23 protein-coding genes are annotated in these 24,844 nt (G+C 57.1%); 9 read left to right on the forward strand and 14 right to left on the reverse strand.

Annotated features, from left to right (window positions below; translation table 11 throughout):
* Positions 1 to 251 precede the first annotated feature (251 nt).
* The 9 genes from msrQ to mrcB all read right to left on the reverse strand — a co-directional run bounded on the left by msrQ (position 252) and on the right by mrcB (position 10,069).
* Complete coding sequence (gene msrQ, locus HBN61_RS14890) at positions 252 to 866, reverse strand: protein-methionine-sulfoxide reductase heme-binding subunit MsrQ (RefSeq protein WP_047277456.1); 615 nt, start codon at positions 864 to 866, stop codon at positions 252 to 254.
* The gene (msrP, locus tag HBN61_RS14895) at positions 866 to 1,879 is read right to left on the reverse strand and encodes a protein-methionine-sulfoxide reductase catalytic subunit MsrP (protein WP_170047049.1); all 1,014 of its coding nucleotides are present in this window, start codon (positions 1,877 to 1,879) and stop codon (positions 866 to 868) included. The genes msrQ and msrP overlap by 1 nt, the downstream gene beginning before the upstream one ends.
* A gap of 63 nt (positions 1,880 to 1,942) precedes the next feature.
* Positions 1,943 to 2,800 carry a CDP-diacylglycerol--serine O-phosphatidyltransferase gene (gene pssA / locus HBN61_RS14900; protein WP_047277460.1) on the reverse strand — a complete coding sequence of 286 codons (858 nt, stop codon included), beginning with the start codon at positions 2,798 to 2,800 and terminating at the stop codon, positions 1,943 to 1,945.
* Between the two features lie 143 nt (positions 2,801 to 2,943).
* Positions 2,944 to 3,960 (reverse strand): ketol-acid reductoisomerase, encoded by a 1,017-nt coding sequence (gene ilvC / locus HBN61_RS14905; RefSeq protein WP_047277462.1) that lies wholly within the window; start codon positions 3,958 to 3,960, stop codon positions 2,944 to 2,946.
* 48 nt (positions 3,961 to 4,008) lie between these two features.
* Positions 4,009 to 4,500, reverse strand: a complete 492-nt coding sequence (gene ilvN / locus HBN61_RS14910; protein ID WP_018609360.1) for an acetolactate synthase small subunit — start codon at positions 4,498 to 4,500, stop codon at positions 4,009 to 4,011.
* Positions 4,501 to 4,502: 2 nt separating this feature from the next.
* Entirely contained in the window at positions 4,503 to 6,227 is a 1,725-nt protein-coding gene (locus HBN61_RS14915; protein ID WP_047277676.1) for an acetolactate synthase 3 large subunit, read from the reverse strand.
* Between the two features lie 431 nt (positions 6,228 to 6,658).
* Entirely contained in the window at positions 6,659 to 6,988 is a 330-nt protein-coding gene (locus tag HBN61_RS14920) for a YqcC family protein (protein WP_047277467.1), read from the reverse strand.
* A complete protein-coding gene (locus HBN61_RS14925) occupies positions 6,988 to 7,725 on the reverse strand; it encodes a tetratricopeptide repeat protein (RefSeq protein WP_083333219.1) in 738 nt (245 codons plus the stop codon). The genes HBN61_RS14920 and HBN61_RS14925 overlap by 1 nt, the downstream gene beginning before the upstream one ends.
* Before the next feature lie 16 nt (positions 7,726 to 7,741).
* Entirely contained in the window at positions 7,742 to 10,069 is a 2,328-nt protein-coding gene (gene mrcB, locus HBN61_RS14930) for a penicillin-binding protein 1B (protein ID WP_083333218.1), read from the reverse strand.
* A 116-nt stretch (positions 10,070 to 10,185) separates the two neighbouring features.
* Here mrcB and HBN61_RS14935 point away from each other — a divergent pair, with 116 nt between their 5' ends.
* From HBN61_RS14935 to HBN61_RS14945, 3 genes are all read left to right on the forward strand, one after another.
* The gene (locus HBN61_RS14935) at positions 10,186 to 11,742 is read left to right on the forward strand and encodes an AAA family ATPase (RefSeq protein WP_170047051.1); all 1,557 of its coding nucleotides are present in this window, start codon (positions 10,186 to 10,188) and stop codon (positions 11,740 to 11,742) included.
* A gap of 89 nt (positions 11,743 to 11,831) precedes the next feature.
* A complete protein-coding gene (locus tag HBN61_RS14940; RefSeq protein WP_047277474.1) occupies positions 11,832 to 12,173 on the forward strand; it encodes a pentapeptide repeat-containing protein in 342 nt (113 codons plus the stop codon).
* 250 nt (positions 12,174 to 12,423) lie between these two features.
* The gene (locus tag HBN61_RS14945; RefSeq protein WP_047277476.1) at positions 12,424 to 12,696 is read left to right on the forward strand and encodes a TfoX/Sxy family protein; all 273 of its coding nucleotides are present in this window, start codon (positions 12,424 to 12,426) and stop codon (positions 12,694 to 12,696) included.
* Between the two features lie 226 nt (positions 12,697 to 12,922).
* On the opposite strand, the gene HBN61_RS14950 is transcribed toward HBN61_RS14945, so the two are convergent.
* Genes HBN61_RS14950 through HBN61_RS14960 form a run of 3 tightly spaced genes read right to left on the reverse strand, consistent with a single transcriptional unit; the run spans position 12,923 to position 15,599 of the window.
* Positions 12,923 to 13,690, reverse strand: a complete 768-nt coding sequence (locus HBN61_RS14950; RefSeq protein WP_047277477.1) for a heme ABC transporter ATP-binding protein — start codon at positions 13,688 to 13,690, stop codon at positions 12,923 to 12,925.
* Positions 13,690 to 14,673, reverse strand: coding sequence for a FecCD family ABC transporter permease (locus HBN61_RS14955; protein WP_162841635.1), 984 nt, complete (start codon positions 14,671 to 14,673; stop codon positions 13,690 to 13,692). The genes HBN61_RS14950 and HBN61_RS14955 overlap by 1 nt, the downstream gene beginning before the upstream one ends.
* Before the next feature lie 50 nt (positions 14,674 to 14,723).
* On the reverse strand, positions 14,724 to 15,599 hold the full coding sequence (locus HBN61_RS14960; RefSeq protein ID WP_170047052.1) for a heme/hemin ABC transporter substrate-binding protein: 876 nt from the start codon (positions 15,597 to 15,599) through the stop codon (positions 14,724 to 14,726).
* A gap of 175 nt (positions 15,600 to 15,774) precedes the next feature.
* Here HBN61_RS14960 and HBN61_RS14965 point away from each other — a divergent pair, with 175 nt between their 5' ends.
* On the forward strand, positions 15,775 to 16,113 hold the full coding sequence (locus HBN61_RS14965; protein ID WP_047277483.1) for a Rieske (2Fe-2S) protein: 339 nt from the start codon (positions 15,775 to 15,777) through the stop codon (positions 16,111 to 16,113).
* Here the strand turns inward: HBN61_RS14965 and sfsA are convergent.
* Together sfsA and HBN61_RS14975 are read right to left on the reverse strand one after the other, a co-directional pair.
* A complete protein-coding gene (gene sfsA / locus HBN61_RS14970; protein ID WP_047277485.1) occupies positions 16,096 to 16,803 on the reverse strand; it encodes a DNA/RNA nuclease SfsA in 708 nt (235 codons plus the stop codon). The genes HBN61_RS14965 and sfsA overlap by 18 nt on opposite strands.
* The gene (locus tag HBN61_RS14975) at positions 16,803 to 17,975 is read right to left on the reverse strand and encodes a pyridoxal phosphate-dependent aminotransferase (RefSeq protein ID WP_047277487.1); all 1,173 of its coding nucleotides are present in this window, start codon (positions 17,973 to 17,975) and stop codon (positions 16,803 to 16,805) included. The genes sfsA and HBN61_RS14975 overlap by 1 nt, the downstream gene beginning before the upstream one ends.
* Positions 17,976 to 18,297: 322 nt before the next feature.
* Between HBN61_RS14975 and dksA the strand changes: the two genes are divergently transcribed.
* From dksA to HBN61_RS15000, 5 genes are all read left to right on the forward strand, one after another.
* Complete coding sequence (gene dksA / locus HBN61_RS14980; protein WP_047281243.1) at positions 18,298 to 18,741, forward strand: RNA polymerase-binding protein DksA; 444 nt, start codon at positions 18,298 to 18,300, stop codon at positions 18,739 to 18,741.
* A 172-nt stretch (positions 18,742 to 18,913) separates the two neighbouring features.
* Complete coding sequence (gene gluQRS / locus HBN61_RS14985; protein ID WP_047277490.1) at positions 18,914 to 19,810, forward strand: tRNA glutamyl-Q(34) synthetase GluQRS; 897 nt, start codon at positions 18,914 to 18,916, stop codon at positions 19,808 to 19,810.
* 78 nt (positions 19,811 to 19,888) lie between these two features.
* Positions 19,889 to 20,065: a hypothetical protein gene (locus tag HBN61_RS14990; protein ID WP_047277492.1), complete on the forward strand. Its 177-nt coding sequence runs from the start codon at positions 19,889 to 19,891 to the stop codon at positions 20,063 to 20,065.
* Complete coding sequence (locus HBN61_RS14995) at positions 20,049 to 23,003, forward strand: sensor histidine kinase (protein WP_162199717.1); 2,955 nt, start codon at positions 20,049 to 20,051, stop codon at positions 23,001 to 23,003. The genes HBN61_RS14990 and HBN61_RS14995 overlap by 17 nt, the downstream gene beginning before the upstream one ends.
* 22 nt (positions 23,004 to 23,025) lie before the next feature.
* Positions 23,026 to 24,459, forward strand: a complete 1,434-nt coding sequence (locus HBN61_RS15000; protein ID WP_047277496.1) for a sigma-54-dependent transcriptional regulator — start codon at positions 23,026 to 23,028, stop codon at positions 24,457 to 24,459.
* The last annotated feature ends 385 nt before the right edge of the window (positions 24,460 to 24,844 follow it).

Below are 24,844 nucleotides of genomic sequence, written 5' to 3' on the forward strand. Positions count from 1 at the left end.
TACTTTAAGATGTTTTCAAAGTTTCCTCTGTAACATCAACCACTTGCGCTTTCGATCTCTCGTCAGCGGGAGGCGAATTCTACAGCGTTACACGCTGCTGTCAACACCTCATTTCCTGCTTCGATGATTTGAAGCTGGCACAATAAAAACCGTCTAACTCATTGAAACTCAAGGAGTTTTCCGTTTCGACTGCGCCGGAAGTGGGGCGAATTATAGGCCGTTGGAATTCTGAGTCAAGCCCTAATTTTGACTCATGAGGCAGAAACCGTTTTCTTCTTATATAGACGGGGTATACGCCGCATCACAACCGGTACACGCAGCACCATCAACATCGCCCCAATCGCCGCGTAAACCGCCCACTCTTTAAGGTCTGCACGAACGATCCAGAGCATGTGCAGTAGTCCTAACCCCAAAATCACATAGATAAGGCGATGCAATTTTTTCCATCGTGCGCCCAGACGACGCTGGCTGTAACGGTTGGATGTCACCGCGAGTACGAATAGCAGCAATAAACCAAGGCTGCCCACAATAATGTAGGGACGCTTGCGCAACTCCACCCCCAACTGAGACCAATCGAAACCCAACACAAAAACCAGGTAAGCCAACAGGTGCAGCATTACATAAGCAAAACACCACAGACCGATTTGACGTCGCACAGCAACCCAGCCAGCCCATCCTGTCATTTTTTGCAGAGGCGTCATGCAAAGCGTTATCAGCAACAAGATCAGGGTGCCTAACCCCAAGCGATCAACAAGCACTTTGCCAGGATCAGGTCCCAGCACTGAACTCCACGCCTGGAATACCCACAGCAGCGGCCAAATAATCACCCATACAAAAACAAACGAGCGCCAATAAGGAAATCGCATCAATAGTTTTTCCGCAGATCCAGCCCACTATATAAAGAAGCCACCTCGTTGCCGTAACCGTTGAACATCTGCGTCTCGCGTACATTCGGACTGAACAGGCCACTTGGCAGACGACGCTCACGCGCCTGACTCCAGCGCGGATGGTCCACTTGCGGATTAACATTGGCGTAAAAGCCATATTCATCGGCCGCGATACTCTGCCAGGTTGTCTTGGGCTGATCTTCAACAAGGCTGATGCGCACAATGGACTTCACGCTTTTAAAGCCATATTTCCAAGACACCACTAGCCGCAATGGCGCACCGTTTTGATTCGGTAATTCCCGCCCGTACATCCCTACTGCCAGAATTGCCAATGGATTCATCGCCTCATCCAACCGCAGCCCCTCCACATAAGGCCACTCAATCAAAGCGAACCCGGAACGCTGCCCGGGCATGACCTTAGGATCCTGCAACGTCTCAAAGCGAATGAATTTTGCTTTCGAGGTGGGCTCCACCTGCTTAAGCAATGCTGAAAGCGGGAAGCCCAGCCAAGGAATGACCATTGACCATGCTTCCACACAGCGAAGCCGATAGATCCGCTCTTCTAATTGATAGGGCTTCATGAAGTCTTCCAGCGCATATCGGCCCGGTTTACCGACCTCACCATCGACAACCACCGTCCATGGCTCAGTCTTCAATGCACCTGCATATTGCGCCGGATCACCTTTAGCGGTCCCGAACTCATAGAAATTGTTGTAGTGAGTGGCGTCGTTGAAAGGCGTGATTGACTCTCCCTGTACATTCACCGCCTGCCATTTGGTTTTGGGCAGCTTTTCGGCAAACCATGCGGGTGGCGTGCCCGCCTCCACATCAGGGTACATCCCGGCGTCTTGCGCACGCCCAATACGAGGAAATGCACTCACGGCAAGCCCGGCTAGCGAGCTTCCCAGCAATGTTCGCCGCGATAAATAGAAGGATTCAGGCGTGACGTCAGACTCTTTACTGTCTGACGTGGAGGGGAGCTTGATGAGCATGGCAACTCCGTAGCATTGAAAGGCTGATGCCCCAATAGACTACGGAGTATGGGAGAAATTACATCACTCGGCGCTTTTGTTCCGACGCAGATGCAACAAATACTGAATGGGGCCGGACGCCGCATAGGCAAGGAAGACCAGCAGCAGAATGCGCGGCGGATCACTGAAAACCACTGCAAAGACCAGTACCACTGCCAGAATGGCGACAAAAGGTACACGCCCCTTCAAGTCCAGCTCTTTAAAGCTGTTGTACTTGATATTGCTGACCATCAGCATGCCTGCAGCAGCTACAAGCAAAGCCACCAGGAACGACATTTTGGAACCCTGAATGCCGTAATCGCTGAACGCCCACACGATCCCGGCCACAACACCCGCAGCAGCCGGACTCGCCAGCCCGATGAAGTACCGCTTATCAGCCGTACCCACCTGAGTATTAAAACGCGCCAAACGCAATGCCGCGCCAGCCACGTAAATGAAAGCGACCATCCAGCCTACTTTGCCCATATCCCCCAGCGCCCAGCCAAACGCGAGCAGTGCGGGGGCGACCCCAAAGGCAACCATGTCAGACAAAGAGTCGTATTCGGCGCCAAAAGCACTTTGCGTATTGGTCATGCGGGCAACCCGGCCATCAAGACCGTCGAGCACCATGGCCACAAAAATTGCGATCGCGGCAAAGGCAAAGTACTTGCTTGCACCTGCCGCATCACCTGCACTCATGGCACTTTGCGCGCTCATCGAGTTAATAATCGAATAGAAACCCGCGAACAGGTTCGCCGTCGTGAAAAGGTTGGGTAGCAGATAGATACCACGATGCCGGACTTTACGGCCTTCGGCGTCATGTCCTTCTTCGACATGCTCATCGATAGGCAGCAGACTATCGGCGTCAGAGGCCTGTTTTGGCTCTTCGGGACGTTCGCTCATGGACATTACCTTGCAACGATATGGAAAGTTTCGATAAAGGTTCACGGCCAACACGGACACGCAAACAGTGATGCTTTATACCAGAAGCCACCCTCTAAACGAAAAAACGCGGCCGAGGCCGCGTTTTTCTTCACGCTACAAACTTAGTTCTTGGCTTTATCGACAATCTTGTTCGCACCGATCCAAGGCATCATCGAGCGCAGTTGCTCACCAATCACTTCGATACCGTGTGCCGCGTTGTTGCGACGCTTGGCGGTCATCGATGGGTAGCCGGTGGCACCTTCGCTGATGAACATCTTGGCGTATTCGCCGTCCTGGATACGCTTCAGTGCATTACGCATTGCCTGACGGGATTCGGCGTTGATAACTTCCGGACCTGTCACGTACTCGCCGTACTCAGCATTGTTGGAGATCGAGTAGTTCATGTTCGCGATACCGCCTTCGTACATGAGGTCAACAATCAACTTCAGTTCGTGCAAGCACTCAAAGTAAGCCATTTCTGGCGCGTAGCCCGCTTCAACCAGTGTTTCAAAACCTGCTTTAACCAGCTCGACAGTACCGCCACACAGAACAGCCTGCTCACCGAACAGATCGGTTTCGGTTTCGTCCTTGAACGTGGTTTCGATGATGCCGGTACGACCGCCACCAACACCCGAAGCGTAAGACAGCGCAACGTTTTTAGCGTTGCCCGAAGCATCCTGGTAGATAGCGATCAAATCAGGAATGCCGCCGCCTTTCACGAACTCGGAGCGCACAGTGTGGCCTGGTGCTTTCGGCGCGATCATGATCACGTCGAGGTCGGCACGCGGAACAACCTGATTGTAGTGAATCGCGAAACCGTGGGAGAAAGCCAGGGTGGCGCCTTTCTTGATATTCGGCTCGATTTCGTTCTTGTACAGCGACGACTGGAACTCGTCCGGGGTCAGAATCATGACCACGTCAGCCGCGGCCACCGCGCTAGCAACGTCAGTGACTTTCAGGCCGTGTGCTTCAGCTTTGGCGACAGTGGCCGAACCTTTACGCAGACCGACAGTCACGTCTACACCTGAGTCTTTCAGGTTGCAGGCTTGAGCGTGACCCTGGGAGCCGTAACCAATGATGGCTACTTTTTTGCCCTGGATGATCGAAAGGTCGCAGTCTTTGTCGTAATAAACTTTCATGATTTTCCCTTATATCCAGGCCATTTAGGCCATTAGTACTTATTAGTTTTAGATGCTGAGTACTTTGTCGCCACGGGCAATCCCGGTGACGCCACTGCGAACTGTTTCCAGGATCGAGGCGGTTCCAATTGACTGAATGAAGCTGTCGAGTTTGTCGCTGGTACCGGTCAACTGCACGGTATACACACTGGCACTGACATCAACGATCTGGCCACGAAAAATGTCCGTGGTTCGCTTGATCTCTGCGCGCTGCGCCCCCGTTGCCTTGACCTTGACCAGCATCAGCTCGCGCTCAATGTGAGCACTTTCAGACAGATCGACCAGCTTGACCACTTCAATCAGCTTGTTCAGGTTCTTGGTGATTTGCTCGATGATTTCATCGTGCCCTACGGTCGTCAGCGTCAGACGCGACAAGGTCGGGTCTTCAGTTGGCGCTACCGTCAGGCTTTCAATGTTGTAGTTACGTTGCGAAAAAAGCCCTACAACACGAGACAATGCACCCGGTTCGTTTTCAAGAAGCAAAGAAATAATGTGCCGCATGATTAAGTACGCTCCGTCTTGCTCAGCCACATGTCTCGCATGGAGCCATCTTTGATCTGCATCGGGTAAACGTGCTCGCTGGTATCGACCTGGATATCCAGGAACACCAAGCGGTCTTTCATGGCGAACGCTTCTTCCATTTTTGGCTTCAGGTCTTTCAGATCCGTAATCCGAATGCCTACATGACCATAAGCCTCAGCCAGCTTCACGAAGTCAGGCAGCGACTCCATGTAGGAATGCGAATGACGGCTGCCGTAGTTCATGTCCTGCCATTGACGCACCATTCCCAGTACGCCGTTATTGAGGCTGATAATTTTTACGGGCAAGTCGTACTGCAAACACGTCGACAATTCCTGAATGTTCATCTGAATGCTGCCCTCGCCTGTCACACAGGCGACATCAGCATCCGGGAAGCTCAATTTCACACCCATGGCCGCCGGGAAGCCAAAGCCCATCGTGCCCAGGCCGCCTGAGTTGATCCAGCGATTAGGCTTGTTAAAACGGTAGTACTGAGCCGCAAACATCTGATGCTGACCCACATCGGACGTCACATAGGCGTCACCCTTGGTCACTTCGCAAAGCATCTCAATGACGGCTTGAGGCTTGATCTTGCTGCCATCGCCCTTGTCGTACGGGAACAAACCGCGATCACCGCGCCACTCATCAATCTGCTTCCACCACGCAGCGACCGCTTCAGCATCGGGTTTTTCGCCAATATCCTTGAGGATCGAGACCATTTCGGTCATGACGCTTTCGACCGGACCTACGATCGGCACATCCGCCTTGATGGTCTTGGAAATAGACGCAGGGTCGATATCCACATGGATGATCTTGGCATTGGGGCAGAACTTGGACGGACCATTGATCACGCGATCATCAAAGCGCGCACCGACTGCCAGAATCACGTCGGCGTTATGCATGGTCATGTTGGCCGTAAAGCTGCCATGCATACCCAGCATGCCGATGAACTGACGGTCTGTGCCAGGGTAGGCCCCCAAGCCCATCAACGTATTAGTGACCGGCACGTTGAGCATTTTCGCCAGTTCGGTCAACGGAGCAGAACCGCCGCCCAAAATAACGCCGCCACCTGCGTAAATAACCGGACGCTTGGCCGCCAACAGCATTTCCACCGCTTTGCGGATCTGGCCGGAGTGACCGCGAACCGCCGGGCTGTAGGAACGCAGCTTGGCTTTTTTCGGGAAAACGTATTCGAACTTCTCGGCCGGATTGGTCATGTCCTTGGGAACATCAACCACCACAGGCCCCGGGCGACCGGACTGTGCCAGGTAGAACGCCTTTTTCATGACCTCCGGGATCTCCGAAGCATGCTTGATCATGAAACTGTGCTTCACGATGGGCCGAGAGATACCGATCATGTCGGTCTCCTGGAAAGCATCGGTCCCGACCATGGTGCTAGGCACCTGACCGGAGATGATGACCATCGGAATGGAGTCCATGTAGGCGGTCGCAATACCCGTAATGGCATTGGTAGCACCCGGGCCGGACGTGACCAGAACGACACCGGCTTTACCGGTGGCACGGGCATAGCCGTCAGCCATATGGGTAGCAGCTTGTTCGTGACGAACCAGGATGTGGGACACTTCCGGTTCTTTGAACAGTGCGTCGTAGACATGCAGGAGAGCACCACCAGGGTACCCGTAGATATGTTTGACACCTTCGTCGCGCAAAAAGCGGACGAGCATCTCACCGCCAGATAAAAGCTCCACGTTGTTCACCTCTAAAACGCCAGAATACCGATCGCAAAAAACGAACGGGTCTTAATAGGTTTACTTTTCAGCAGAGCATGAGCGACGGTGGTCGCCGACTACGTCAGCACTGACTGAGCAAGTATTGGGAGCTCCCCAAGTATTGCGGGGTTTTCCCACCCAGCGCGAGGTAACGCGTTGCGGGTGTAACAGGTCGGCGCGGGTGTGCGCCTCATGATCTGCTGAGAGAGTCTGCTTCTGGCAGTCCCTCTACAGCGGACTTTCGATTCTTCTCATTCACCCCACCCAAGTCAAGCAATAATTGCGCTTTTTTCCAACTACGCGCATCTGAACATAGAAGAAACGGGCTTGATGAGGGATAAAACTCGCCTGAATGGCGCAAAGCGGTAGAAATATGCGCACGACTGCCGGAAAAACCGGCAGCTAGGCAATTAACGAGCGTCGACGATCAGTTGGTCGAACTTTTTCAGCGCATTACGCAGGCCAAGACTCTCTGACGGCTTGTCGGCATACACCATTTCAGCCATTTCAAGAATGCCCGAAGCATTGGGCAGCGGCAGATCCTGTTCGAGGATTTGTTTCATTCTCACCAGAAAGATCCATTGCAGCCACTGATGGAAGTCCAGCGTATCCACTGAAAAGGGCTCAACACTGCTCAACGCCTCAGCGGTGGGCGATACCTCGTCCCACCAGCCCTGTACGCGCAATTCGCGCTCAATCAGCAACAACTGTTCGGCAATGGCCGGGAAGCGTACATCCATTACAGACTCACCTTGGCTTTTTGACGTGCCAATGCAGCGCCGGCTGCATCACCCTGTTTCTCACGCGCCTGAGCGATCAAACCCCACAGGCTGGCTTGAAGATCCGGACGGCCGCCAGCGAATGTCAGGCCGCGACGTGCGAACTGCTCCGCTTGCGCAGCATCCCCTTGTGCCATCCGCACCTGGGCCAGACGATAAAGCACTTGCGGCTCACGGGGCGCTACACGCTGCGCGCGTTCGAGGCTCGACGACGCGCCATTCAAATCACCGGTTGCTTGCTGTTGCTGAGCGGTGGTCAGCAAAGCCAGCACCGGGCCATCCAATTGCTCATCAGCTGCCAGTCCACCACTGCTGGACGGAATACCGCTTGGCGTCACCGGGGCCGGTGCACGGTAAGCAGCGCCAGGTGTGTAGTCGCCAGTGCTGATAGGCGCCGCCGCCGGGCCCGGTGTGATTGGCCCCGGCGTAAACGGCTCGGTGCTGATCGGCGTGGACACCGCCGACGCACCACCGGGAATCATCACCACGACGCCGGAATCCTGAGGGATCGCCTGAGTCTGCGCGGCACGCGGTGCAGTCGCCTGCGGATAATGACTCGCCGTACGCTGAGCAGAAACACGCTCGTTATTGGATACAGGAACGCCCGCGTCGACCACAGGGATAGAACCCTGTTGAACACTGGCGCAACCATTGAGCAAAGCCAGGGCTGTAACAGCCGGAACCCACCACTTATTCACGTCAATTCCTCTTTGCTTAATTCAACCAGCCCTTGACCCAATCCATCACCGCTTCACCGGTTGCAGGCGTTTCGGCTGCACAACTGGCTCCGGCGGGCGGCTCACTGCCGCGAATATACGGCATCTGCACAGCCCCAGGGCAGTTCGCATCGGAACCCTGGCCGGTATGAGGGTCAATCCAGGCCTGAACGATGTTATCCGGTTGCGGCATATCCAGCGGCAGAGGGTCGGCTTTGTTCATAAAGCTGGTCCATACCTGCAAGGCGCCCGTTGCACCGGTGAACGGTGTTTTACCGTTGTCATCACGCCCCAGCCAAACGACAGCCAGCAGATCCTGGCTGAACCCGGCAAACCAGCTGTCACGTGAATCGTTACTGGTACCGGTCTTGCCGGCCAACGCCAGACTCTTGGGCAATACGTTGTAAACCGAACGCCCTGTCCCCTCACGCATGACGTGCTGCATGGCGTTTTGAATCAGGTAGATGGACCCCGGATCAAAGCGCTGCTGGATCTGGAACGGGTAGCGCTTGAGCGGCTCACCTTCGGCCGTCAGCACACTGCGAATCCCGCGCATCGGGGTATTGAAACCACCGTTGGCCAAGGTTTGGTACATCGTCGCCACTTCCATCGGGCTCAAGGCACCGGCGCCCAGCAACATGGAAGGGAACGCCGGGAACTCACGCTCCACCCCAAGCCGCGCCAGGGTCTTGAGCACATTGGGAACGCCCACTTCCTGCCCCAGTCGCACAGTGCCCAAGTTGTAGGAATTCATCATCGACTGATACAGGAACACCGTACCGTGGGAACGACGGTCATAGTTCTGAGGTTTCCAGATCTGACCATCGGCGCCTTTGATCGATAACGGCTCGTCCGACAACCAACTGGTCAATGTGTACTGGCTCGGACGTTCAAGTGCGGTCAGATAAACCGCTGGCTTGATCAGCGAGCCAATCGGCCGCACCGCATCCAGTGCCCGGTTAAAGCCGGCATAACCCGGCAGGCGGCTGCCAATCAGCGCCTGCACTTCACCTGTTTCGGGGTTAGTCACCACCATCGCGGCCTCAACCTCATCGGAACCCTTGCGCCCGGCCAACCGTTTGAAGGTTTCTCCGACAGCGGCCTCGGACTTCATCTGCAAGATCGGATCAAAACTGGTGAAAATCCGCAGACCTTCTTCAGTCAAGTCTTCGTCGCGATAGTCTTCACGCAACTGACGTTTGACCAAATCCAGGAAACCCGGGAACGAACTGTCTGCGAGGCTTCCGCGTTTGGTCACCCCCAGCGGCATCTTCTTGGCTGCCGCCACTTGCTCTGCGGTGGCGACACCTTGCTGCTCAAGCAAATCGAGCACCAGGTTGCGTCGTTCAAGCGCACGCTCCGGGTAACGACGCGGGTTATAGGCAGACGGCCCTTTGACCATCCCCACCAGTAAAGCCACTTGATGCAACTTGAGCTCAGACAATGGCTGGCTGAAAAAGAACTGGCTCGCCAGACCAAAACCATGCACCGCCCGTTGTCCGTCCTGCCCGACAAAGACCTCGTTGAGGTAAGCCTCAAGGATTTCGCGCTTGTCGTAGTGCAACTCCAGCAGCAACGCCATCATCGCTTCGGTCAGCTTGCGGCTAAGACTGCGCTCGTTGGTCAGGTAGAAGTTTTTCACCAATTGCTGAGTCAGCGTACTGCCACCCTGGCGCATTTGCCCGGAAGACGAGTTGACCCAGATAGCACGGGCGATCGATTTCGGGGACACCCCCAAGTGATGGTAAAAATCGCGGTCTTCAACCGTTACCAGGGTTTCCAGCAGAAACGGAGGCACCTGATCGATGTTGATCAGAATGCGGTCTTCGAGGTTCTTCGGGTACAGGCCGCCAATCAGCAGCGGCTCAAGGCGCACCACGGGCAGCTTGGCACCATTGGAGGTCGACAGTTCGGCTACGTAATCACCGGAGAAGCGCACACGCACTGGCTGCGCCTTTTCAGCGCCTTCATAAAACTGGAAGCCGCGGGTGTTGAGGTCAACCGTATTGCCATTGACCGACGCGGCACCCGGGCCACTGACCGCGCTCTCGCGGCGATAGCCCAAGGCATCAAGTTCGGTGAGGAAGTCGTTCTTGGCCAGCTTTTGGCCGACGAACAGCTCCAGCGGCCTGGCGTAAACCTTGGCCGGGATGGTCCAGCGTTTGCCGGAGAACTTCTCCTGAACGATCGCATCGAGGTAGACGGCGAAACCTGCCAGTACAACCAGGCCGACCAGACTGAGCTTGAGCGCCCAGCCCAGCCATGGGCGCAGGCCGCCACGGGAGGGACGTTTGGAACGGGAACGGGGGGATCGGGTACGAGTCATGGCGGCGGATTATACGCACTTTGTTCATGTTCAACATGCGCAGCCCGGCGGTTTGCAGTACCGCCATCAGGAGCCATAATGGCCCATTGAATTTTCCCCGTCTTGAAGGACCAACCGTGAGCCAGAACCTGATCGCCGCGCTACAGAACCCGAGCCTATACCCGCATGAAGTCGATGGGTTTCAGGTAATCGAAACGCACATTTCCTGGGTAATTCTCACTGGCCAGTATGCCTACAAGCTGAAAAAACCGGTCAACTTCGGTTTTCTCGACTTCACCGACCTCAATCAACGCCAATACTTTTGCAATGAAGAACTGCGCCTGAACAAGCGCCTCACTGAAGGGTTATACCTTGACGTACTGCCCATCACCGGCACACCCGATGCGCCTGTGATCGGCGGTAACGGGGTGGTGATCGAGTACGCGTTGAAAATGCTTCAATTCCCTCAGAGCCAATTGCTGAGCACGTTGCAAGCCAATGGCGAGCTGACTGCCGCGCACATTGATGAAATGGCCCAACAAATTGCTCATTTTCATATCCAGGCGCCCCATGTACCGCTGGAACACTACCAAGGCACTCCAGTAGCCGTAATGGAGCCTGTGCGCCAGAACTTCGATCAAATTCGGCCGTTTCTGACAGATAAAGCCGACTTGCAGCAACTGGATGCCCTTCAAGCTTGGGCTGAGAGCAGTTTCATCCGCCTTGAACCGCTGCTCAAACAACGTAAAGCCGAGGGGTTTATCCGTGAATGCCACGGTGATATCCACTTGGGGAATGCCACACTGATCAATGGCAAGGTGGTGATTTTCGACTGCATTGAATTCAACGAGCCCTTCCGCTTCACCGACGTCTACGGTGATGTAGGGTTTTTGGCCATGGACCTTGAAGACCGCGGCTTGAAGTGTCTGGCACGGCGTTTTGTCAGCCAATACCTGGAGCTGACCGGCGACTATCAGGGCCTTGAACTGCTGAATTTCTATAAAGCCTACCGCGCGCTGGTGCGCGCCAAGGTCAGTCTGTTCAGCATGCCCGCCGATGCCACCGGCGTTCAACGCGCTGCCACCCTACGCCAATACCGCAACTACGCCAACCTCGCAGAAAGCTACAGCACGATTCCATCGCGCTTTCTGGCCATCACTCACGGTGTTTCAGCCGTGGGCAAAAGCTCGGTCGCCATGCGTCTGGTCGAAGCTTTGGGCGCTATCCGTCTGCGCTCCGATGTCATCCGCAAACAATTGTTCGGTGAACAGCAGCCTGAAAATGCTGTGGGTGAAGGGATCTACAGCACCGACGCCAGCGAAACCACCTACAAAAAAATGCATGAGCTGGCCGCAACCGTGCTGCGCGCAGGTTTCCCGGTCATCATTGATGCCACCTACCTGAAACGCGAACAACGTGACGCCGCTGCCAGCGTGGCCGAGTCCACCGGTGTGCCGTACCTGATCATCGATTGCGACGCACCGGACGCCGTGATTGAAGGCTGGCTGGCTCATCGTCAGGCTCAAGACACCGACCCGTCCGATGCCACCCTCGACGTGGTGCACGCTCAACGTGCCAGTCGCGAGCCGCTGGGCGCTGACGAAGTGCAGCGCAGCAAGCGTATTGAAACCAACAACAGCAAGAGTCTGGACACCTTGATCGAGGACATTCGTCAGCGCTTGCCAGGCCTGTAATAAGGCCGAGTGACCGCGAGGCGCTAAAGGTTCGCGGCCACTCAATAGTGGCACTATAATGGCGTCATAAATCCAACAGGAGACGCCCCATGAGCCGCCCACAATTGCTTGATTCGGCGCTGTACGCGCTGCTGCACAAAGACGATATTGCCGGTTTCAATCAGGAACGTCCGCAAGGGCCTATCGATATGCGAGGCGGCGATTTCCGAGGCTTGGATTTACGGCAACTGAACGCCCAGGACGTGGATTTCACCGACAGTTATTTCCGCTCTGCCGATCTCCGGGGGCTGGACTTGCGTACAGCCTGTATCGAAGGTGCGAGTCTGGCCCATGCGCAGATTTCAGGGGCCTACTTCCCGGTTGAAGTGACAGCGGACGAAATTTTGATGTCGGTTAACTTCGGCACTCGCCTGCGTTACCGCACAAAGTAGAAAAATACGACATCCGGGTGAGCGCTTTTGCGTCGGCGCGACCCCGGCTTGTTGACCTTGCCTGGTGGCTCTACCCTCATCGTTTCATCTCCCTTCGGCGGGTTTCCTCGACCCCTGCATTTCGCCCTTAAAACACCCTGCTTGTTCCAAAACCGACTAAAGAAGAGCGGTTTTCCTACAGAGCGCTACACTCCTGAAAGACTGATTTGATCCAGTAAACACTGCGCTCGCGCCGTCGCAAGGAGGCTTGATGAACGATGAACTCCAGCATTTGAGAAATCTTGGGAAGACGTCGGCGCAATGGCTGCACGCTGTGGGTATTCATAACCTTTCGGACTTGAAACGGCTTGGTGCCGCAGATGCCTATCGTGCGGTAAAGGCTCGAGGGTTCAGAGCGTCCAAAGTCTTGCTCTATGCCATTGAGGGAGCCTTGCTGGATGTCCACTGGAACGATGTTCCTGCGGAACGCAAAGAAGCCCTCAACAAACAGGTCGAAGGATTGCTCGCCCCGCGCAAAGTCTGACTTTTTTCAATCGCAGTAAAAAAAGCGACAAACTGCTGTTGACTCAATAATGAGAATTGTTATTATTACGCCATCTGGTCGCGAGGCCAGTCGATCTTCTGAAAGGCCCTTGGTTCGGACTCTCAGAAAATCTCCTCATCAGGCTAATCACGGTTATTTGACCCGGCTCTTGCCGGGTCTTTTTTTGCCTGCAAAACGTGTGAAGAGCTCTTACTCAGCGTTGGGCTTAGCGCGCAATGATCAGCGGATGCCCTAATTCCGGGTGTGGCTGCACCAGCACATCCAGCCCGAAGACAGCCTTGAGCAACGCAGGCTGCAATACCGCTTGTGGACAATCCAGCGCTCGCGGTCTGCCGTCTTCCAACAGCAACAACCGGTCGCAATAGCGTGCGGCCAGATTAAGGTCATGCAGGATGATCAGGACCGCCGCGCCACGGTCGGCGAACGCCCGAATGGCCTTTAACGTGGTGTGTTGATGCAAAGGGTCCAGCATCGAGGTCGGCTCATCCAGCAACAGCGTTTGCCCACCCTGTCCCGGCCACAATTGCGCCAGCACGCGCGCAAGGTGCACACGCTGTCGCTCGCCCCCCGACAAGTCGAGGTAACTGCGACCAGCCAGGTGTTCAACATCCGCAGCCTGCAAGGCGGCGTGAACAATCTCGGCATCGCGTATCCGGCCTGTCTGGTGCGGCAAACGGCCCATGCCGACAACGTCCTCAACCCTGAATGCGAACTCCAGCGTCGAGGTTTGCGGCAACACGGCCAGTCGCTGGGCCCGCTCGCCACCTTTCCATTGACTCAGCGCACGCTGATCGAGCCAGACCTCCCCTTCGGCAGGCGTCAACTCCCCGCACAATGCGGCCAACAACGTACTTTTACCCGCACCGTTAGGCCCAAGTACGCCGAGGACCTCGCCCGGACGGACCTCAAGGGTGACAGCCGACAACACGGCTTTTTGCCCACGACGGATCTGCAGATTTTCCGTTCGCAACATCAGTGGCGCCCCCGCAGCAGTAAATACAGGAAGAATGGCGCCCCCAGAAAGGCCGTCACAATACCGATGGGCAGCTCAGCGGGGGCAAGCGCCAAACGCGCAATCAGATCAGCAAACAGCAGTAAACTCGCCCCCGCCAAGACGGATGCGGGCAGTAACACGCGATGATCGGGCCCGGCCAACAGCCGCACCAGATGGGGCACCACCAAGCCTATAAAGCCAATCATGCCCGCCGCCGCCACAGCCGCACCGACGCCCAAAGCAGTACAAAACACCAGTTCGCGCTTCAGGCCCTCCACGTCAATGCCCAAGTGATTGGCCTCGGACTCGCCCAGCAGCAACGCATTCAACGCCGTTGCCCGGCGTGGCAGCCACAGCGCAACGCCGGCCGTCACCAGCAGCAGCGGCCACAACCGCGCATAGCTGGCGCCATTCAAACTGCCCAGGTTCCAGAATGTCAGCGTACGAAGCGTCGCATCATCCGCCAGATAAGTGAAAAGCCCTACTGCGGAACCCGCTAATGCCGTCAGGGCGATCCCCGCCAGCAACATCACGGCCACATGGGTTTGGCCGTTTCGCCGCCCCAGTCGGTAAACCAGCGCAGTGACTCCCAAGCCCCCCAAAAACGCACAGAGCGACAGCAAGTACGGCCCGATGAAGTCGGGCAACCCACCCAAGGCAGCGCCGCCTACGATGGCAATCGCCGCTCCCAGGGCTGCACCGCTGGAGACCCCGACCAGACCGGGGTCGGCCAACGGGTTGCGGAACAAGCCCTGCATCGCAACGCCCGACAGCGCCAGCACACCGCCGACCGCCAGCCCAAGCAAGGTACGCGGCAAGCGGATCTGCCCGAGAATCAACTCCGCCTGCTCAAGACCTTCCCCCTGTACCGGCAACCCCATCAACCGCATGGCTGCGCGCAACGTATCGAACAGCGGCAAACTCACCGGCCCAAGCGCCAGCGACAACCAGGTCGCCAGCAAGCACAAAAGGGTCAAACCAATAAACAAAGAACGGGGTTTTACCAGCGTTTTCATTGAGCGGCCGCGGCCTCGGGGTAAAACTCAACCGTGAGTTGCTTGAGACGCTCCGGCAACCGCGGCCCCAGCCCGCCGACCAACAAGGTTGGGTCCACTTCATAGAGCCGCCCTGCTTTGACTGCGCGAATCGATGCCAGCACCGGGTTTTCTTTCAACAGGGCTGTACGGGCGGCCTCACCGCTCAGACTGCGATCTGCAAACACCAGAACCTCCGGGTTCAGCCCCGCCAACGCCTCGACCGAGAAAGGCTTGTAGCCTGAATGGGTGGCAAGGTTTCGGCCGCCGGCTTGCGTCAGCAACCAATCGGCAGCGGTGTCCTTACCGGCAATCATCGGTTTACCACCCGCATGACCCAGCAACAACAGGACGCCCGGCGCCTTATGCGTTGCTTTTAAGTGCTTGACCTGAGCCTGCTGCTGATCCATTTGCTGCTTAAAACGGTCAAACACGTCCTTGGCGTGCGCTGTATCGCCAAGTAATCGCCCTAAATGCGTCAGCGTCGCTTGCAGGGTCGTCAGATCAGCCTGCGCCGAGAACATTTCAACCGGCACCCCGGCCGCTTGAATCTGCTTCAAGACCTTGGCGGGCCCCATCTCTTGCGTGCCGATCAACACATCAGGCCTGAGGCTCAGGATGCCCTCTGCCGACAGCTGACGCTGATAGCCGATGCTGGGCAGGGATTTAAGTGATTCAGGATGTTGGCTAGTGGTATCGACCCCAACCAATTTAGACTCCGCCCCCAGCGCGCAGACCCATTCCGAGAGTGCCCCACCGGCACTGATCCAACGGTGTGGCAACTCGGCAGCCGAGCTGACAGTACTGATCACAAGGCCAGCAAAGAGCGTAATCAGGCGAAGACGCAAGCGCATACAAAGGCGTTCCTTTAATAAGTGGGTCAGCGGGAACAGTAAAATCCCGCGCCGTGGACACAGCAGATCGCGGAGCAGCCAGCCATTTGATAATTGTTTGCATTTGCACGTCAACCTATAAACACCCTGTCACCCGCGTCATCTACGCGAGTATCAGCAGCCATTAAGGATTGCCATGAAGTGGTTATGCCCCTCTGAGGACTTGAAAGAAGGCAACAGTCGCGGTTTTCAAATAGACGAATCAGACGTGCTTGTCGTGCGACGTGAGGGCCGGGTCTATGCCTACAAAAACCGCTGCCCGCACCGGGGTGTCCGCCTGGAGTGGCAGCCCGACCAGTTTCTTGACGACAGCACCAGCCTGATTAAATGCGCCACCCACGCGGCCCTGTTCTTGATCGAGTCCGGCGAGTGCGTGGCCGGGCCTTGCGCCGGGCAATTTCTAACCGGCCTTGACTGCCACGAAGACAGCCAAGGCATCTGGCTCAGCCTTGAAATGTCAGAGGATGACCGCTAAACGGCGGTCCACTCGTACAGCATCAGGGGTCAGGCTTACGCCATACGCCAACACCTGCACGCCCGCTGCGACCGCCTCTTTTAAGGCGGCGGCATAGCCAGGATCAATCTCTGCAGCCGGCCTTACGGCATCAATACCAGTGAGATTGACGCAATACAGCTGTACTGCGCGCACGCCGTCGCGGGCCAAACTCGCAAGTTCTCGTAAGTGTTTGGCACCGCGTTGCGTCACCGCATCCGGAAAAGCAGCGATGGATGTACCGTCAAACCCCAGGGTCACGCTTTTGACCTCAACAAAGGCAAAGCCGTCGGGGTATTCGAGACGGAAATCAATCCGGCTTTTTTCCTGGCCATACGCCACTTCACGCTTAAGCGCCGTAAAGCCGTTGAGTTCAGTGATCACCCCGGCCAGCAGGGCTTCTTCGACCAAGCGATTGGCACGGCCGGTGTTGACGCAGGCCAACCGGCCTTGCGGGGTTTCACTGATTTCCCACGTCCCCGGCAACTTGCGCTTGGGGTCATTGGAGCGACTGAACCAGACCTGCCCGCCCTCGACCATGCAATTGAGCATGGAACCGGTGTTAGGGCAGTGAATGGTCATCAACTCACCGTTAACCGTTTCGATATCTGCCAAAAAACGCTTGTAGCGCTTGATCAAACGTCCTTCTTCCAACGCGGGAGAAAACTGCATCAGCGGTTCCAGCTCTGTAGTCCACGAGCAATGCGCTCTGCCGCTTCCTGCAAACGCGGCAGGCTTTGGGTGTAAGCAAAGCGCACGTGATGGCCGGCCTGAAAACGACCGAAATCAAGACCGGGCGTGAAGGCAACATGTTGGGTTTCTAGAAAGTGGCGGCAGAACGCGAAGGCATCGCCGCCAAACGCACTGATGTCTGCATACAGGTAAAACGCGCCTTCAGGCTCGACCGCAATCTTGAAGCCCAGCTCGCGCAAGGCGGGCAGCAAGAAGTCACGACGGCGGCCAAACTCGGCCCGACGCGCTTCGAGAATGGCCAACGTCTCGGGTTTGAAACACGCCAACGCGGCGTATTGCGCCATGCTCGGGGCGCTGATGTAGAGGTTCTGCGCCAGCTTTTCGAGGTCCGCGACGGCTTCGGGTGGAGCCACCAGCCAGCCCAGGCGCCAGCCGGTCATGCCGAAGTATTTGGAAAAGCTGTTCAGCACAAAGGCGCTGTCATCCACTTCCAGCACACTCGGCGCCTCACAGCCGTACGTCAGACCGTGATAAATCTCGTCCACCACCAAATGCCCGTTACGCGCCTTGATGGCCGCCGACAGCGAGGCCAGTTCATCACGGCTGAGCAGCGTGCCCGTCGGGTTGGCAGGCGAAGCCACCAGCGCGCCCACACTGTCCTGATCCCAATGGCGGTCCACCAAATCAGCGGTCAGTTGATAACGCACCTCCGGGCCGACCGGCACCAACTGGGCAGCGCCTTCCACCAAGCGCAGGAAGTGTCTGTTACAGGGGTAGCCCGGATCGGCAAGTAGCCAGTGTTTTCCCGGATCGACCAGCAGGCTGCTGGCTAAAAGCAGTGCACCAGAACCGCCGGGGGTTATCAGAATGCGGCCAGGATCAATGCTCAGCCCGTAACGCTGCTGATAGAAACCTGATAGGGCTTCGCGCAGCTCAGGCAGCCCGCGGGCCGCGGTATAGCGGGTTTTGCCCGCTGCCAGCGCCGCCTGCCCGGCCGCGATAATGGGCTCGGCTGTGGTGAAGTCAGGCTCACCGATCTCCAGATGAATCACATCATGGCCCGCCGCTTGCAATTCATTGGCACGCGCCAACAATGCCATGACGTGGAACGGTTCGATTGCGCGACTGCGCGCACTGTAAGACTGAGCCATGAGCCTGCCTTCCTGAGTGAGCAAAAGGCCGATTCTACCCAAGCCCACGCAAGAGGGAGAGCTAAATAAGGTCTTAGCGGCCGCCCCGGTAGAACCAAACGGCGCAAGCTCCGGTCATAGCTCGACTAAATTTAATATTCAGCCATTAATCTCAAGCACTACAGGGTTTGTGCACAAACACCGGCAACAGGCCAGACAACAGGGAGTAGCGCGGCCCGATTTGATCTGGTAAGTTCGGCCGCTTGCAGCCGCAGGGCCGGCAGGTGTCGGTGATGTTGCAATCCTGCGCAATGGATTAGAAGAATGAGAGGCGGTCCATTTCATGCCCACAGAAGCAAAGCAACAGAATACTCAAACGCTTAGCGGCTTCGAGCCCTACGTTGAAAAGACGGGTGAAGAGTACATGGGCGAGCCCATGCGCAAACACTTCACCAAGATTCTGCAAAAGTGGAAACAGGACTTGATGCAGGAAGTCGACCGCACCGTTGATCACATGAAAGACGAAGCGGCAAACTTTCCTGACCCGGCCGACCGCGCTAGCCAGGAAGAAGAATTCAGCCTGGAACTGCGTGCCCGCGACCGCGAGCGCAAGCTGATCAAGAAAATCGACAAGACGCTGCAATTGATCGAAGACGAAGAATACGGCTGGTGCGAGTCCTGTGGTGTCGAGATTGGTATCCGCCGTCTTGAAGCACGCCCAACCGCTGACATGTGCGTAGACTGCAAAACCTTGGCTGAAATCAAGGAAAAACAAGTCGGCAAGTAATCGCCGGCTTGACCAAACGGGGCGTGCGAACGCCCCGTTTTCGTTTCTGAAGCGTGCTCACACAGCACTGCCCTGCTGACACTGCAACAGCGGTCAGGCGCCCTGAAGATACGAGCACAACGGCCTCCCCTCGCACTTCGCACCTAGCGCCAGCGGTTACAGGATCCATGCCATGACGGCTGCATCATCCCCCTCCTACATCGGGCGCTTTGCCCCTACCCCCAGCGGTCATTTGCACTTTGGCTCACTGGTCGCAGCCCTTGCCTCCTATCTGGACGCCCGCTCGGCAGGTGGCCGCTGGTTATTGCGCATGGAAGACCTTGATCCACCCCGCGAGATGCCCGGTGCCCAAGCCGCGATTATTGAAGCGCTGCACCGCTATGGCTTTGAGTGGGACGGTGAATGGATCCGGCAGAGCGATCGTCATGACGCCTACGCCCACGTTGTAGAGCGCCTGTTCAGCCAAGGCCTGGCCTATGCCTGTACCTGCTCGCGCAAACAACTTGAAGGGTATAACGGCGTCTATCCGGGGTTCTGCCGTAACGCCGGACACTCCATGGAAAACGCGGCCATCCGCGTGCGGGTCCCGGAACTGGAATATGCCTTTACGGATCGCGTCCAGGGTGAGTACCGCCAACACCTGGGCCGCGACGTGGGGGATTTCATCATCCGTCGCCGTGACGGGCTTTACGCCTATCAACTGGCCGTCGTACTCGATGATGCCGCCCAAGGTGTGACCGATATCGTGCGCGGTGCCGATTTGCTGGACTCCACACCGCGCCAGCTCTACCTGCAAGAGTTGCTCGGCCTGTCGCAGCCGCGCTACTTGCACGTGCCGCTAATCGTGCAACCCGATGGCCACAAACTCGGCAAATCCTACCGTTCGCCTGCACTGACGCCCGAGCAAGCCACACCCTTGTTACTACGCGCCTTGCGCACGCTGGGCCAACCGACTGACGACCGTCTGGAGCACGCGAGTCCGCGCCAGGTTCTAGACTGGGCAATAGCGCACTGGGACGCCGGGTTGATACCCCGCACCCACACCCTGCAAGAAGCGCATTTACGCTGACAGCCCTTGCAGGTTGCCAGCCATCCGTTACCATCGCCGCACGTTTTTGGGGCATGCGGCCCGTTAAGTGAGGGCGGGATGTATATCTATCGATTGGTCCTGTTGCTGGTTGTCGGGATCTACCTGTTTTCCCCCGCCATCATGGATTGGTGGATCAACGCGACGGGCGCCTGGTACCGGCCTTATCTGCTCTGGCTGATTCTGATCGTGGTGACCTTTATTCTGCAGAGCCAAAAAGATGCCGATGAGCTTTAGCCTGACCCAGATGGTGCTCGTCAGCGCCGCTTACCTGCTGGTGCTGTTTGGCGTGGCGTGGATCAGCGAACGGGGCATGATCCCGCGCGCGATCATCCGTCACCCGCTGACTTACACCCTGTCACTGGGCGTTTACGCCAGCGCATGGGCCTTTTACGGCACCGTCGGCCTAGCCTACGAATACGGCTACGGCTTTCTCTCCAGTTACCTCGGAGTCTCGGGCGCCTTTCTACTGGCGCCCGTGCTGCTTTACCCGATCCTGAAGATCACTCGTACCTACCAACTGTCTTCCCTTGCCGACTTGTTTGCGTTTCGCTTTCGCAGCACTTGGGCGGGCGCGTTGACCACTATTTTTATGCTGATCGGCGTGTTACCGCTGCTGGCCTTGCAAATCCAGGCCGTGGCGGACTCCATCAGCATTCTCACCCGTGAGCCGGTGCAGCATCGCGTAGCCCTCAGCTTCTGCGCGATGATCACGCTGTTCACCATTTTCTTCGGCTCACGGCATATTGCGACCCGCGAGAAACATGAAGGACTGGTGTTTGCCATTGCCTTCGAATCCGTGATCAAACTGGCCGCCATTGGTGGCGTGGGCCTTTATGCGCTGTACGGGGTCTTCGACGGCCCGCAACAGCTCGAAGTGTGGTTGCAGCAAAATCAGACCGCACTGGCCTCGTTGCACACACCGCTTCAAGAAGGCCCGTGGCGCACGCTGTTGCTGGTGTTTTTTGCCTCGGCCATCGTGATGCCGCACATGTATCACATGACCTTCACTGAAAACCTCAACCCACGGGCTCTGGTCAGCGCCAGCTGGGGCCTGCCGCTGTTCTTGCTGCTGATGAGCCTCGCAGTGCCGCTGATTCTGTGGGCCGGACTCAAACTGGGCGCTACTACCAACCCGGAATACTTCACGCTCGGCATCGGGATCGCAGCCAACAGTAAATCTCTGGCCTTGCTGGCGTATATCGGCGGGCTGTCGGCGTCTAGCGGGCTGATCATCGTGACCACGCTGGCACTCTCAGGCATGGCCCTGAACCACCTGGTACTGCCGCTTTACCAGCCACCGGCCGAAGGCAATATTTACCGCTGGCTGAAGTGGACCCGCCGCGCACTGATCGTAGCCATCATCATGGCCGGCTATGGCTTTTACCTGCTGCTGGGCGCTGAGCAGGATCTGGCTAACCTCGGCATCGTCGCGTTTGTGGCGACGCTGCAGTTTTTGCCGGGCGTGCTCTCCGTGTTGTATTGGCCGACCGCCAATCGCCGGGGGTTCATTGCCGGTTTGCTGGCCGGAATCGTGGTGTGGATGGTCAGCATGTTGTTTCCGCTGATCGGCAACTTCCAGGGCTTCTACATCCCGTGGCTGGACATGATTTACGTGCTGGATGACACCAGCTGGCACATGGCGGCCATCGCGTCGCTGGCGGCCAACGTCCTGATGTTCACCCTGATTTCCCTGTTCACCAACGCCAGCACCGAAGAAGCCAGCGCAGCTGAAGCCTGCGCGGTGGACAATGTGCGTCGCCCGCAACGGCGTGAACTGCACGCGGCCTCACCGCAAGAGTTCGCCACGCAACTGGCCAAACCGTTAGGCGCCAAGGCTGCGCAAAAAGAAGTCGAGCAAGCCTTGCGCGACTTGTACCTGCCCTTCGATGAACGCCGACCTTACGCCCTGCGCCGCCTGCGCGATCGCATCGAAGCCAACCTCTCGGGCCTGATGGGCCCCAGTGTTGCGCAGGACATGGTTGAAACCTTTTTGCCCTACAAGTCGGGTGGCGAAAATTACGTCACCGAAGACATCCACTTCATCGAAAGCCGGCTTGAGGACTACCATTCGCGCCTGACCGGGCTGGCAGCCGAACTCGATGCCCTGCGCCGCTATCACCGCCAGACCCTGCAAGAACTCCCGATGGGCGTGTGCTCACTGGCCAAGGATCAAGAGATCCTGATGTGGAACAAAGCCATGGAAGAATTGACCGGCATTGCGGCGCAACGGGTCGTGGGCTCGCGTCTGAACACATTGGGCGATCCGTGGCGCCAGCTGTTGCAAGGTTTTATCGAACTGCCGGATGAGCACCTGCACAAACAGCACTTGGCACTGGATGGACAGACGCGCTGGCTGAACTTGCACAAGGCGGCGATTGATGAGCCCTTGGCGCCCGGCAACAGCGGCCTCGTCCTGCTGGTGGAAGACCTGACCGAAACCCAGATGCTCGAAGACAAACTGGTGCACTCCGAACGACTGGCCAGCATCGGTCGCCTTGCTGCGGGCGTGGCCCATGAAATCGGCAACCCGGTGACCGGTATTGCCTGCCTGGCGCAAAACCTGCGCGAAGAACGCGAAGACGATAGCGAGCTGACGGAAATCAGCAGCCAAATACTCGAACAGACCAAACGCATCTCGCGCATCGTGCAGTCCTTGATGAGCTTTGCCCACGCAGGCAGCCATCAACACAATGACGAACCCGTGTGCCTGGCCGAAGTCGCACAGGATGCCATCGGTCTGCTGGCATTGAACCGGCGCAACTTTGAAGTGCAGTTTTACAACCTGTGCGACCCCGATCATTGGGTCGACGGCGATCCGCAGCGACTGGCGCAGGTGCTGATCAACTTGCTGTCCAACGCCCGTGACGCCTGCCCGGCCGGCAGTGCGGTACGGGTCAAGACGGAAGCCAGCGAACACACCGTCGACCTGATCGTCGAAGACGAAGGATCGGGCATTCCGAAGAACATCATGGACCGTCTGTTCGAACCTTTCTTCACCACCAAGGACCCTGGCGAAGGCACCGGTCTGGGCCTTGCACTGGTCTATTCCATCGTTGAAGAGCATTATGGACAAATCACCATCGACAGCCCGGCTGACATTCAAAGCCAGCGCGGAACCCGTATCCGGGTGACACTACCGCGCCATGTCGAAGCGACGTCCGCTGTGAACTGAGACCGTCGAGAGAACCGAATCAATGCCGCATATTTTGATCGTCGAAGACGAAACCATCATCCGCTCCGCGTTGCGCCGCTTGTTGGAGCGTAATCAGTACCAAGTCAGCGAAGCGGGCTCGGTGCAGGAAGCGCAGGAGCGTTTCAGCATTCCCTCGTTCGACCTGATTGTCAGCGACCTGCGCCTGCCGGGCGCGCCAGGCACCGAGCTGATCAAGCTCGGAGAAGGCAAGCCGGTGCTGATCATGACCAGTTACGCCAGCCTGCGCTCGGCCGTCGACTCGATGAAAATGGGCGCGGTCGATTACATCGCCAAACCCTTCGATCACGACGAAATGCTGCAAGCGGTCGCGCGCATTTTGCGTGATCGTCAGAACGCCGAGAGCCAGTCCGTCGAGCGCCCGGCCAAAGCTGCGGCTGCTGACAAAAATGCTGTGGATAACAGTAATGGCGAAATCGGCATCATTGGCTCTTGCCCGCCCATGCAGGACCTGTACAGCAAGATCCGCAAAGTGGCCCCCACAGACTCCAACGTATTGATTCAAGGCGAATCTGGTACGGGTAAAGAGCTGGTGGCCCGTGCCCTGCACAACCTGTCCAAGCGTGCCAAGGCACCGATGATCTCGGTTAACTGTGCGGCGATTCCTGAATCACTGATCGAATCGGAACTGTTCGGCCATGAAAAAGGCGCGTTCACGGGCGCCAGCGCGGGCCGGGCCGGGTTGGTCGAGGCGGCGGATGGCGGCACCCTGTTCCTTGATGAGATCGGTGAACTGCCCCTCGAAGCCCAGGCGCGCTTGCTGCGGGTGCTTCAGGAAGGCGAAATCCGCCGCGTAGGGTCGGTGCAGTCTCAAAAGGTCGATGTACGCCTGATTGCCGCGACTCACCGTGACCTTAAAAGCCTCGCCAAGATCGGCCAGTTCCGCGAAGACCTGTACTACCGCCTGCACGTGATTGCGCTCAAGTTGCCCGCGCTGCGAGAACGTGGCGCAGACGTCAACGAGATCGCCCACGCGTTCCTTGCCCGCCAAAGCGCCCGCGTGGGCCGCACCGACCTGAAATTCGGGGCGGACGCCGAACAAGCCATTCGACATTACGCCTGGCCAGGTAACGTGCGTGAACTGGAGAACGCTGTAGAGCGCGCGGTGATTCTGTGCGAAAGCCCGGAAATTTCCGCCGACTTGCTGGGCATCGATATCGAGCTGAGTGATCTACAAGACGACGACTTTATCGGTCTTGCCCCACAACAGAGCATCAGCAGCGGTAACACCAGCCTGGACCCGACCGAAGATTTGTCACTGGAAGACTACTTCCAGCATTTCGTGCTGGAGCATCAGGATCACATGACTGAAACCGAGCTGGCTCGCAAACTGGGTGTCAGCCGTAAATGCCTGTGGGAACGCCGCCAGCGCCTGGGCATCCCGCGCAGGAAAACAGGGGTTGCCAGCGAGGGGTAACGCTTCAGGTAACACTCACTCACGTGAAAAAACTGTTACCTCACGCTAAACACGTAACAAATGCCGGGTCTTACGGTAACGAAGACCCGGCTTTTTTTTGGCCTGAAAAAGGTGAAATGCGGGAAAAGCCCCGCGTTTGCTGGGCCTGGCAAAAGTTGGCACGACACCTGCTATATGTATTCGTACAAGAACAATAAGAATCACAGCAACACACAATAAAAATAAGACGTATCGGCTCACGCATAACAAAAACAACACGGCGGAGGCGCAGCTAACTGATTCTTTTGGAGAGGTGTTGTCATTGGGGATTGCCCCACGACTAGGCAGAGAACAACAAAAAACTGCATGTAAAGCAGACCCTGAACTAGTTGGATCATGGATCACA

It is taken from the genome of Pseudomonas sp. WS 5071, assembly GCF_012985765.1.
GTDB lineage: Bacteria > Pseudomonadota > Gammaproteobacteria > Pseudomonadales > Pseudomonadaceae > Aquipseudomonas > Aquipseudomonas lundensis_A.